Raw genomic sequence first — 10323 nt, 5'->3', positions numbered from 1 at the left:
GGGGGGGTGGGGTGGGCCGCGCCGGGGTTGGGGGGGCGGGGCCCCACCCGTTTCCGTTGCGGTCAGCCCCGCTTGAGACCGAGCACCTCCGCGGCGGCGAAGGTCTCGCCCGTCGGGCGGTCCTCGTAGTACGGGGAGATCAGCTCGTCCAGCTCGTCGAAGGAGAACGTCTCCTTCGACGAGTCGAACTTCGCCGCCACCCTGGGGCGTTCGACGATCGCGACCATCCCGCCGTGCACGACGAGCAGTTGCCCGTTGACCTTGGCGGCCGCCGGGGAGGCCAGATAGCCGACCAGCGGAGAGACATGCTCGGGGGCGAGCGCGTCGAGCCGGCCGTCCGTCGGTTCCTGGAAGCCCGCGAAGACGTCCTCGGTCATCCGGGTGCGGGCCCGCGGGCAGATGGCGTTGGCGGTGACGCCGTACTTGGCCAGGGCCAGGGCCGTGGAGGTGGTGAGGCCGACGATGCCGCCCTTGGCCGCCGCGTAGTTCGGCTGGCCGGCCGAACCGGCCAGGAACGCCTCCGACGAGGTGTTGACGATCCGGCCGTAGACCGGGCCGCCGGACTCCTTGGAGCGGGCGCGCCAGTGGGATGCGGCGAAGTGTGTGGTGTTGAAGTGGCCCTTGAGGTGGACTCTGATGACGGAGTCCCACTCGTCCTCGGTCATCGAGAAGACCATCCGGTCGCGCAGGATGCCCGCGTTGTTGACCAGGATGTCGAGCTTTCCGTATGTGCCGACGGCCAGCTCCACCAGGGCGCGGGCCTGCTCGTGGTCGGAGACGTCGCCGAGGTGCGCGACCGCCCGGCCGCCCGCGGCCCGGATCTCCTCGGCGACCTCCTCGGCGGGGGCCGCGGATGCCTCGCCGGAGCCGTCGCGGCCCGGCTGCCCGTAGTCGTTGACGACGACGGACGCGCCGAGCCGCGCCAGTTCCAGTGCTTCGGCGCGTCCGAGGCCGCGGCCCGCGCCCGTGACGATCGCGGACATGCCTTCCAGGGGAAGTGACATCGGAATCTCGGAGTCCTCTCAGGTGGGAGCAGGGTGGGAGCGAGGTGGGAGCAGGGTGAGGGTCAGAGTTCGATGCAGGTGCGCAGCGACTCGCCGGTCCTCATCTGGTCGAGGGCGTCGTTGATGCCGTCGAGCCGCACCCGGTGGGTGATCATCGATTCGAGGTCGATCCGGCCGGCCCGCCAGAGCGCGATGGCCCGTTCGTACGACCGGAGCACATCGCCTCCGCCGTACATGGAGGGCAGGATCCGCTTCTCGTCGAAGAACAGCTCGAACATGTTGACCTGAAAGTTGTCGTCCATCGCGCCCGCGCCGACGATGCAGAGGGTGCCGCCGCGCCGGGTGTTCTCGTACGCCGTGCGGGCGGTGGCCGACTTGCCGACGACCTCGAAGACGTAGTCGAAGCCCTCGCCTGCGGTGATCCGCTGCTTGGCGTCAGCGAATTCGTCCGGGGACACCGCCTCGGTCGCGCCGAACCGCAGTGCCGCCTCGCGCCGCGATGCGACCGGGTCCACGGCCACGATCTGGGCGGCGCCCTGCACCCTGGCGCCCTGGATCGTGGAGATGCCCACTCCGCCGCAGCCGATGACGGCGACCGACGAACCGGCCTCCACCTGTGCGGTGTTGATGGCCGCGCCCAGCCCGGTGGTCACCCCGCAGCCGATCAGCGCGGCGATATCGAACGGCACGTCGTCGGGGATCGGTACCGCGCAGCCCGCGCCGACGACGACCTCCTCGGTGAAGGTGCCGGTGCCCGCGAAGCCGAAGACATCTCCCCCGGGGCGCTTGAAGTTGGGCGTTCCCGCGTTCATGAAGCCGGCCAGGCAGAGGTGGGTCTGGCCGCGTTTGCAGGACGGACACGCCCCGCATGCGGGCAGCCAGCAGACCAGCACCCGGTCCCCCGCGTTCAGCCCGGTGACGCCGTCGCCGACGTCGACGACCTCGCCCGCGCCCTCGTGGCCCGGGATGAAGGGGGCGGGCTGCGGCAGCACGCCGCTCATCGCGGAGACATCGGAGTGGCACAGTCCGGTGGCCCGGATGCGGAGCCTGACCTTGCCGGGGCCGAAGCCCACCGCCTCGACGTCGTCGAGGACTTCCAGTTTGTCCTGACCGATCTCGTGCAGTACGGCTGCGCGCATTGCGGCTCCCCTCATGGGCCTGTGGACCTCTTGGAGTTGGTTCAGGAGTGTTCGACGAAGGTGTCGCCGAGGACCGGGGCGTCGTCCCGCTCGACGGCTCGCACCTCGGCCCGGACGTGGTCCTTGCCGGTCCACATCTGGATACGGAGGGTCTCGCCGGGGAAGACGACGCCGACGAAACGGGTGCGGTAGGAGCGGATACGCGTCACATCGCCGCCGAGCACCGTGTCGGTAACGGCCTTGAGTGTCATGCCGTAGGTGCACAGCCCGTGCAGGATCGGCCGGTCGAAGCCGGCGAGCCGGGCGAACTCGGGGTCGGCGTGGAGCGGGTTCCAGTCCCCGGAGAGGCGGTACAGCAGCGCCTGGTCCGGGCGGATCGGCCGCTCCACCACGCGGTCGGGGGCGACGGCGGGACAGGCGACCCGCTCGGAGGGGCCGCGTTCGCCACCGAAGCCCCCCTCGCCCCGGACGAAGATCTGGGCGTCGTTGGTCCACAGCGGGCCCTCGTCGTCGGCGGCCTCGGTGCGCAGCACCAGCACGGCCGCCTTGCCCTTGTCGTACACGGCGGCAACCTTCGAGGTCTGTACGGCGCTGCCCTTCACGGGGATCGGCCGGTGCACCCGCACACTCTGCCCGCCGTGCAGGACGGCGGCCAGGTCGACATCGATGCCGGGCGAGGAGAGTCCGCCGACGACGCCCGTGCCCGCGACGGTGGCGAAGGAGGGCAGCACCTGGAGCCGGGACTCCAGGGTGTAGCGCAGCTCGCCGGGGTCGGTGGCGGGGTCGGCCCGGTCGGGATCGGCGCCCGCACCGATCCCCAGGTGGTAGAGCTGGACGTCCTTGTGGTCCCAGCTGATCCGGGTGGACCGGGCTTCGGCGGCGACAGCCTTTTCGGCATCAATGGGCATGGGGAAGCTGCTCCTTGATGGTGGGAAGACCTCGGCGCGGCCGTCCGCACCGTCGGCCGCACCGAGGTCGTGCGGGACCGGCCGTCACGCCCGTTCTAGAACGCGTTCTAGCCGATGACCCCCATGTATAACGCAGCACCCAGCAGTTGTGAAGACCGTTGCTGACGTAGTGTCAGACATGGTTCCTCCGGGTGGTCCGGCACCATGACATATGTCATCGCGAAGTCCGTACACACACCTCTGCCGGGGCCTCGGGCACCCTCCGTAGTGTCGCGGTCATGAAGCAGACAACGGGGAGCTCGGCCGCGGTGGTGCTCACCGCGGCGGTCAAGACCTTCGGCCGGGCGGAGCGGAGCGTACGGGCCGTGGACGGGATCGATCTGTCCATCGGCCGCGGCGAGACCGTCGCCCTGCTCGGCCGCAACGGGGCGGGCAAGTCCACCACCATCGGCCTTCTGCTGGGTCTGAACGAGCCGGACTCCGGCAGTGTGCGGGTGCTGGGCCGGACCGCCGAGCAGGCGGTACGGGCCGGTCTGGTCGGCGCCATGCTCCAGGACGGGCGGCCCATCCAGCGGGTGACCGTCCGCGAACTGATCACCTTCGTCGCCTCGACCTACCCGCAGCCGATGCCGGTGACCGAGGCGCTCTCGCTGGCGGGCGTCACCGCGTACGCGAACCGGCGCATCGACAAGCTCTCCGGCGGCCAGACCCAGCGCGTCCGCTTCGCCGTCGCGCTGGCCGGCAACCCCGAGCTGATCGTCCTGGACGAGCCGACCGCCGCCCTGGACGTGGAGGCACGCCGGACGTTCTGGGACTCGATGCGGGCCTACGCCCGGCGCGGCAACACCGTCCTCTTCTCCACCCACTATCTGGAGGAGGCCGACGAGAACGCCGACCGGATCGTCGTCATCGACCGGGGCCGGATCGTCGCGGACGGCACCGGCGACACGATCAGGGGCGCGGCCGGAAGCAGTCTCGTCTCCTTCGACCTGGCGGGCGGGCCGACCGAGGGCCTGGAACTGCTGCCCGGCGTCGTCACCGTCGAGGTGTCCGGGGACCGGGCGCTGCTGCACACCGACGATTCCGACGCCACCGTCATGGAGCTGGCCCGCCTCGGCGCGCTCCGTGACCTCCGGGTCTCCCGGGCCACGCTGGAGGACGCGTTCCTCGCCCTCACCGCACCGGTCGCCGCAGTACCCGTAACAGATTCCGAGAGGGAGACCGTGTGATGTTCCGCTACATCGTGCTCGAAGTGCGCAGGACCCTGCGTGACGGCTTCTTCCTGATCTTCGGGACCGGGATGCCGGTGATGATGTATCTGCTCTTCACCAACATCGGCGGGGGCGAGGGCGTCGACGGCTGGAAGACGGCCTCGATGGTCGGCATGGCCGCGTACGGTGCGCTGGGCTCCGCCATGTCGATCGGTACGGGGGTCGCCTCCGACAAGACGCTGGGCTGGCTCCAACAGCTGCGGGTCACCCCGCTCGCCCCTTCCCGGGCGGTCGTGGGCCGGGCGATCAGCGGTTCGGTGACCGTCCTGCCGACGATCCTGACGGTGCTGCTGGCCGGCGGACTGCTCAACGGGGTGCGGCTGGACGCCTGGCAGTGGATCGCACTGGCACTGCTGCTGTGGATCGGCGCGCTGCCGTTCACCCTGCTCGGCCTCGGCAACGGCTACCGGCTCACCCCGCAGGGCACCGGGGTCGTCAACGTGGCCTGTCTGATGGGCTTCGCGATCGTCGGCGGGCTGTGGTTCCCGCTGGACCTGCTTCCCCAGTGGCTGCGTTCCATCGGCAGGTTCACCCCCGCCAACCGGTTCGCCGACCTGGGCTGGGCCACCACCGCCGGGCACGCGCCCGGTACCGGCACGATCGCCGTGCTCTGCGCGTGGCTCCTGCTGTTCGGTGCGTACGCCGTTGTCTCGTACCGTCGGTCCGCGAGGACCGTGTGACCCGAGACGACCGTGTGACAGGAGTGGACATGGCCAGGAAACGAACGGGCACGTGGCGGGAACGGCGCAGACGGCGCGACAACCGGCGCCCCGGTCCGCCCGGACCGTACACCCTGCTCCCCTGGCTGCTGATGGGCATGGGCGCCTTCTCCAATCTCTTCCAGGGCGAGACCCCCAACCCCTGGCTCGGCGGTCTGGGGCTGTTCACCTTCAACTCCCTCTACATCTCCGTGGTGTTCCGAGGCTTCGTCAAGAGGAAGCGCGAGAGTCCGGTGTCGTACTGGCTGCTCGCGGCGATGGCCGCCGTCACGTTCGGGCTCGCGATCGGCTACGGCGGAAGCTGGCTGCTGTTCTTCCCGCTGCTCTCGCTGGCCTGCGGCACCATCCTGCGCCACCGGCAGCTGGCTGTCGGCCTGTTCTCCCTCGCCGTGGTCGCCAGCCTCATCGCCGTGTGGCGCGGGAACAGCGCTTCGGACCCGTGGACGATCGGTTACGGCACCTTCATCTCGGGCGCGGTGACCGCCGCGATCCTCACCCTCGCGGAGACCGTGATGGAACTGCGCGCCACTCGGCAGGAACTGGCCCGCACCGCCGTCGAGAAGGAGCGGCTGCGGTTCTCCCGCGATCTGCACGATCTGCTGGGCCACACACTGTCCGTGATCGTGGTCAAGTCGGAGGCCGCGCGCCGGCTCGCCCCGCGCGACATGGATGCGGCGCTCCTCCAGGTCGCGGACATCGAGTCCGTCGGCCGCCAGGCCCTCACCGAGATCCGTGAGGCCGTCACCGGCTACCGCGAGGGGAGCCTCGCCACCGAACTGGACCGGGCCCGGTCCGCGCTCACCGCCGCCGGGATCGAACCGGTGCTCCGCCGCTCGGGACCGCCGCTCGCCCCGCAGACGGAGGCACTGCTCGGCTGGGTGGTGCGGGAGGCCGTCACCAATGTCGTACGCCACTCCAACGCCACCACCTGCTCGTTCGTCGTCGACGGCACATCCGAACCGGTCCGGCTCACGGTCACGGACGACGGCTGCGGACCGGAGCCGGACGCACCGGCAACGCCTGGTATCGGCGGCACCGGACTGACCGGCCTCACCGAGCGCCTCGCCGCGGCGGGCGGATCGCTCCGGGCGGGCCCGGGGCCGGAGCGCGGCTTCGTGCTCACCGCGGAACTGCCGGTGGACGGGACGGATCCGGCGGACGAGGATGCGGTCGCCTGTTCCGCCCGGAGCCATACGCTGGGCCTGTGAACGAGATGCCGCAGGATCACCGTCCGACCAAGTCCGTACGCGTTCTGCTCGCCGAGGACCAGGGCATGATGCGGGGTGCGCTCGCCCTGCTGCTCGGCCTGGAACCGGACATCGAGGTCGTGGCGCAGGTGGCCGCCGGGGACGAGATCGTGGATGCCGCGCTGCTGTCCCGCCCGGATGTGGCGCTCCTGGACATCGAACTCCCGGGCCGCAGCGGTCTGGACGCCGCCGCCGATCTGCGCGAGGAGGTGCCGGACTGCCGGGTGCTGATCCTCACCACGTTCGGCCGCCCCGGCTATCTGCGCCGGGCGATGGAGGCCGGGGCGGCGGGGTTCCTGGTCAAGGACGGCCCGGTCGAGGAGCTCGCCGCCGCGATCCGCCGGGTGCTGAGCGGTGAGACGGTCATCGACCCGGCGCTGGCCGCCGCCGCGCTCAGCGCCGGACCGAGCCCGCTGACCGCACGGGAGCGGGACGCGCTGAACGCCTCGGTGGACGGGGCGACGGTCGCCGACATCGCGGCGAAGCTGCATCTGTCCGAGTCGACGGTGCGCAACTATCTGTCGTCCGCGATCGGTAAGACGGGGACGCGCAACCGGATGGAGGCGGTACGGGCGGCGCGGCAGCAGGGCTGGCTGTAGGCGGGACTTCGCGGGCTCCCGAGGGGCATGACCCGGATACGCCGGAGATCCGCCACGGGACGCGCTGAAGCCGCATGTGAACCGGGGGAGGGATTGGGACAGAATCTATGTTCTCACCCGGCCGGCCCGGGACTCCAGGTAGCGCCGCTCGGCGATGCTGGCGGTGGACTTCGCGGCGCGCCGGTAGTGCTCGTACGCCCCGGCCGTGTCGCCGGTCTTCTCCAGCAGATGCGCCCGTACGGACAGCAGCCGGTGATGCCCGGCCATCCGTTCGTCACTGTCCAGTGTGGACAGCAGGGCCAGCCCGGCCGCCGGGCCCTGCGTCTCAGCGAGCGCGATCGCCCGGTTGAGGGTGACCATCGGGTTGGGCGCGATCCGTTCCAGGATCAGGTAAAGGGCGTGCACCTGCTGCCAGTTGGCTTCCCCGGCCGTGGCCGCGTCGGCGTGCGTGGCGGCGATGGCGGCCTGCAGCTGGTAAGGCCCCAGCTCCGGGCCGGCCAGCGACGCCTTGACCAGCTCGATGCCCTCGTCGATCAGCCCGCGGTCCCACTTCGTACGGTCCTGCTCGTCCAGCGGCACCAAATCGCCGGCCGCCGTCGTACGCGCCTCCCGGCGGGCGTGGGTCAGCAGCATCAGCGCGAGCAGCCCGGTCACCTCGCCGTCCTCGGGCAGCTGCGCGTGCACCGTCCTGGCCAGCCGGATCGCCTCGTGCGCGAGGTCGGCGCGGTGCAGCTCGCTGCCCGAGGAGGCGGTGTAGCCCTCGTTGAAGATCAGGTAGAGCACGTGCAGGACGACCCGTAGCCGCTCCTCGCGCTCCGCGCCGTCCGGCAGGCCGAACGAGCTGCCGGCGGCCTTGATGCGCTGCTTGGCCCGGCTGATCCTGGCCGCCATCGTGGCCTCGGGCACCAGGAATGCGCGGGCGATCTCGGCAGTGGTCAGGCCGCCGACCGCCCGCAGCGTCAGGGCGGTCTGGGAGGCCGCGGTCAGCGTCGGATGGCAGCACAAAAACAGCAGGACGAGCGTGTCGTCAGTGTCGGGTACGTCCTCGGGCACCACCTCGGTTGCCGTTGCCGCCTCCCGCTCGCGGCGCGCGTGGTCACTGCGCATCTGGTCGATGAGCCGCCGGGACGCGACGGTCACCAGCCAGCCGCGCGGGTTGTTCGGCACTCCCTCGGCCGGCCACTGCACGGTGGCGGCGAGGACGGCCTCCTGCACGGCGTCCTCACACCCTTCGAACTGTCCGTGCCGACGTACCAACGTGCCGAGAACCTGCGGCGTGAGCTCACGCAGCAGGTCCTCGACGGGTGGTGCTGTCATGCCTCCAATTGTCCGTCAGCGAACATCACCTGTCGCACCTCGATACCCAGACCGTCGATCGCGGTGTCCGGGATCTGCGATGCCAGCTCGATCGCCCGCTCCTTGTTCTCGCAGTCGATCAGGTAGAAGCCGCCCAGATACTCCTTGGACTCCAGGAAAGGTCCGTCGGTCACCACCGGCTGGCCGTTGCGTACGGACACCACGGCGGCCTGCGAGGGGTCGACCAGGGCCTGCGTGGTGATCAGCTCGCCGGACTTCTTCAGCGCCTCGATGAACGTGCCGTGGCCGGCGCCGATCGCCGCCTTCTCCTCGTCGCTCAGCGCGTCCATCACGGCCGGGTTGATATGCATGCTGATCAGGAACTTCATCTCGTACTCCTCGTGGTTCGCGAGCCCCGGCTGGGCCCTTCGACCGGTTGGTCGGAGCCGTCGCCGTCGTCTTGACATCCCCGCCGGAACGTTCGCATGAGTTTCGCCGTCGCATGGCCCGGACCGCGAGGTCGTCGTTTCTGATGGCGTCCCGTGGCAGCGAAGAAAAATGTCCGTACCGATGTCAAGAAGTTCCCGGCCACTCCGACCAACCGGCGAATCGTCGAGAGAACAGGGAGTTTCGGATATGCGAGTCAACCGGGCGTGGCTGGGACTGATCGTCCTCATGCTGCCGACATTGCTCGTCGCGATGGACATGACGGCATTGCTCCTCGCCCTCCCACGGCTCAGTGCCGACCTGGGCGCCACCAACGTCCAGCAGCTGTGGATCAGTGACAGCTACGGACTCATGGTGGCCGGCCTGGTCATCACCATGGGTACGCTCGGCGACCGGATCGGCCGCCGACGGCTGCTGATGATCGGCGGAGCGGCATTCGCGGTGCTGTCGGTCGCGGCCGCCTTCGCCGTCAGCCCGCTGATGCTGATCGTCGCGCGTGCGCTGCTGGGCGTCGCCGGCGCGACCCTGGCGCCCTCCACACTTGCCTTGATCACCAACATGTTCCGCGACGAACGACAGCGCGGGAAGGCCATCGCGATCTGGGCGACCTGCCAGTTCACCGGCGGCGCGCTCGGACCCGTACTCGCCGGAATCCTGCTCCAGCACTTCTGGTGGGGATCGGTGTTCCTGGTCGCCGTGCCGGCGATGGCTTTGCTGCTGCTCGCCGGGCCGGTCCTGCTGCCGGAGTTCCGCAGCGACCAGGCCGGCCGGCTGGACCTGTCCGGCGTCGGGCTGTCGCTCGCGGCGGTCCTTCTGATGGTCTACGGCATCAAGCAGCTGACCGTCGAGAGCGTGCCGGTCGTGCCGGCGGTGGCCCTCGTCGTCGGCGCAGCCGTCGGATTGCTGTTCGTACGCCGGCAATTGCGAATGGAGACACCGCTGCTGGACCTGCGGCTGCTCCGCAACCGCCCGTTCGCGGCCGTACTCGTCGCGCTGACCTTCGCCGGCATCGCCATGGCCGGTACGGGCCTGCTGGTGACCCAGTTCCTCCAGAGCGTGCTGGGCTTCTCGCCGGCCGCGTCCGCGGTGCTGTTCGCACCCATGGGCCTGGGCGTGGCGGTCGGCACCATGGCCGCGCCGGCGCTGGCCCGGCGCATGAAGCAGACGACCGCGATCGTCGGCGGGCTGGTGGGGTCGGCGCTGGGCAGCCTGCTGCTGGTCGGCGTCGGCGTCGGCGGTGCGAACGCCCTGCCGCTGGTGATGACCGGCATCACCGTCCTGGCGCTGGGCACCGGCCCGCTGTTCGCGCTGGGCACCGGGCTGGTCGTCGGGTCCGTACCGCCGGAGCGCGCCGGCTCGGCGGCGTCGATGTCGGAGACCGGCAACTACTTCGGCGGTTCGCTCGGCTTCGCGCTGCTCGGTGTGGTGGCCGCGGTGGTCTACCGCAGCCGGATGGACGGCACGTCCGACTCGCTGGCCGGCGCGGTCGCCGCCGGCCGGCACCTTCCCGCCGACCAGGGTGCGGAACTGCTGCACACCGCGCGGGAGGCGTTCACCGCCGGCCTGCACGTCACCGGCGTCGTCGCCGCGGTCATCTTCGCCGGGCTGGCCGTACTGATCCTGACCATGCGTCCGGCAACCCGGACCGCCCCGGCCGCACTCCCCGACTACGAGGCGACTCGCTCGTAGACCT

At 70.6% G+C, this 10323-nt stretch carries 10 protein-coding genes; 5 read left to right on the top strand and 5 right to left on the bottom strand.

Features of this window, described 5'->3' with window-relative positions; translation table 11 throughout:
* Positions 1–62 precede the first annotated feature (62 nt).
* The 3 genes from ACFVYE_RS15145 to ACFVYE_RS15135 form a co-directional block, all read right to left on the bottom strand.
* Entirely contained in the window at positions 63–1004 is a 942-nt protein-coding gene (locus ACFVYE_RS15145; protein WP_383971824.1) for a 3-oxoacyl-ACP reductase, read from the bottom strand.
* A gap of 62 nt (positions 1005–1066) precedes the next feature.
* A complete protein-coding gene (locus ACFVYE_RS15140) occupies positions 1067–2143 on the bottom strand; it encodes a Zn-dependent alcohol dehydrogenase (RefSeq protein ID WP_383971821.1) in 1077 nt (358 codons plus the stop codon).
* 41 nt (positions 2144–2184) lie between these two features.
* Positions 2185–3051, bottom strand: coding sequence for a MaoC/PaaZ C-terminal domain-containing protein (locus tag ACFVYE_RS15135; RefSeq protein WP_383971818.1), 867 nt, complete (start codon positions 3049–3051; stop codon positions 2185–2187).
* Positions 3052–3329: 278 nt separating this feature from the next.
* On the opposite strand from ACFVYE_RS15135, the gene ACFVYE_RS15130 reads away from it, so the two are divergent.
* The 4 genes from ACFVYE_RS15130 to ACFVYE_RS15115 are packed head-to-tail and all read left to right on the top strand — an operon-like array spanning position 3330 to position 6887.
* Complete coding sequence (locus ACFVYE_RS15130; protein WP_389605800.1) at positions 3330–4280, top strand: ABC transporter ATP-binding protein; 951 nt, start codon at positions 3330–3332, stop codon at positions 4278–4280.
* On the top strand, positions 4280–5002 hold the full coding sequence (locus tag ACFVYE_RS15125; protein WP_383971813.1) for an ABC transporter permease: 723 nt from the start codon (positions 4280–4282) through the stop codon (positions 5000–5002). Before ACFVYE_RS15130 ends, ACFVYE_RS15125 begins: the two co-directional genes overlap by 1 nt.
* A gap of 29 nt (positions 5003–5031) precedes the next feature.
* The gene (locus tag ACFVYE_RS15120) at positions 5032–6249 is read left to right on the top strand and encodes a sensor histidine kinase (RefSeq protein ID WP_383971810.1); all 1218 of its coding nucleotides are present in this window, start codon (positions 5032–5034) and stop codon (positions 6247–6249) included.
* 5 nt (positions 6250–6254) lie between these two features.
* Entirely contained in the window at positions 6255–6887 is a 633-nt protein-coding gene (locus tag ACFVYE_RS15115; RefSeq protein ID WP_266365639.1) for a response regulator transcription factor, read from the top strand.
* A gap of 105 nt (positions 6888–6992) precedes the next feature.
* On the opposite strand, the gene ACFVYE_RS15110 is transcribed toward ACFVYE_RS15115, so the two are convergent.
* Both ACFVYE_RS15110 and ACFVYE_RS15105 read right to left on the bottom strand, forming a co-directional pair.
* The gene (locus ACFVYE_RS15110; protein ID WP_383971807.1) at positions 6993–8204 is read right to left on the bottom strand and encodes an RNA polymerase sigma factor; all 1212 of its coding nucleotides are present in this window, start codon (positions 8202–8204) and stop codon (positions 6993–6995) included.
* Positions 8201–8572, bottom strand: coding sequence for a YciI family protein (locus ACFVYE_RS15105; protein WP_383971804.1), 372 nt, complete (start codon positions 8570–8572; stop codon positions 8201–8203). Before ACFVYE_RS15105 ends, ACFVYE_RS15110 begins: the two co-directional genes overlap by 4 nt.
* A 247-nt stretch (positions 8573–8819) precedes the next feature.
* On the opposite strand from ACFVYE_RS15105, the gene ACFVYE_RS15100 reads away from it, so the two are divergent.
* On the top strand, positions 8820–10319 hold the full coding sequence (locus tag ACFVYE_RS15100) for an MFS transporter (RefSeq protein WP_389605797.1): 1500 nt from the start codon (positions 8820–8822) through the stop codon (positions 10317–10319).
* The last annotated feature ends 4 nt before the right edge of the window (positions 10320–10323 follow it).

The organism is Streptomyces sp. NPDC058239 (genome assembly GCF_042882185.1).
Classification (GTDB): domain Bacteria; phylum Actinomycetota; class Actinomycetes; order Streptomycetales; family Streptomycetaceae; genus Streptomyces.
This window is presented reverse-complemented; position numbering and strand designations above follow the sequence as displayed.

Bases quoted from the DNA above. Each gene is read 5' to 3' on its own strand.
- ACFVYE_RS15135 (WP_383971818.1), bottom strand. From the start codon at position 3,051: ATGCCCATTGATGCCGAAAAGGCTGTCGCCGCCGAAGCCCGGTCCACC.
- ACFVYE_RS15120 (WP_383971810.1), top strand. From the start codon at position 5,032: ATGGCCAGGAAACGAACGGGCACGTGGCGGGAACGGCGCAGACGGCGC.
- ACFVYE_RS15105 (WP_383971804.1), bottom strand. From the start codon at position 8,572: ATGAAGTTCCTGATCAGCATGCATATCAACCCGGCCGTGATGGACGCG.
- ACFVYE_RS15100 (WP_389605797.1), top strand. From the start codon at position 8,820: ATGCGAGTCAACCGGGCGTGGCTGGGACTGATCGTCCTCATGCTGCCG.
- ACFVYE_RS15115 (WP_266365639.1), top strand. From the start codon at position 6,255: ATGCCGCAGGATCACCGTCCGACCAAGTCCGTACGCGTTCTGCTCGCC.
- ACFVYE_RS15130 (WP_389605800.1), top strand. From the start codon at position 3,330: ATGAAGCAGACAACGGGGAGCTCGGCCGCGGTGGTGCTCACCGCGGCG.
- ACFVYE_RS15110 (WP_383971807.1), bottom strand. From the start codon at position 8,204: ATGACAGCACCACCCGTCGAGGACCTGCTGCGTGAGCTCACGCCGCAG.
- ACFVYE_RS15125 (WP_383971813.1), top strand. From the start codon at position 4,280: ATGTTCCGCTACATCGTGCTCGAAGTGCGCAGGACCCTGCGTGACGGC.
- ACFVYE_RS15145 (WP_383971824.1), bottom strand. From the start codon at position 1,004: ATGTCACTTCCCCTGGAAGGCATGTCCGCGATCGTCACGGGCGCGGGC.
- ACFVYE_RS15140 (WP_383971821.1), bottom strand. From the start codon at position 2,143: ATGCGCGCAGCCGTACTGCACGAGATCGGTCAGGACAAACTGGAAGTC.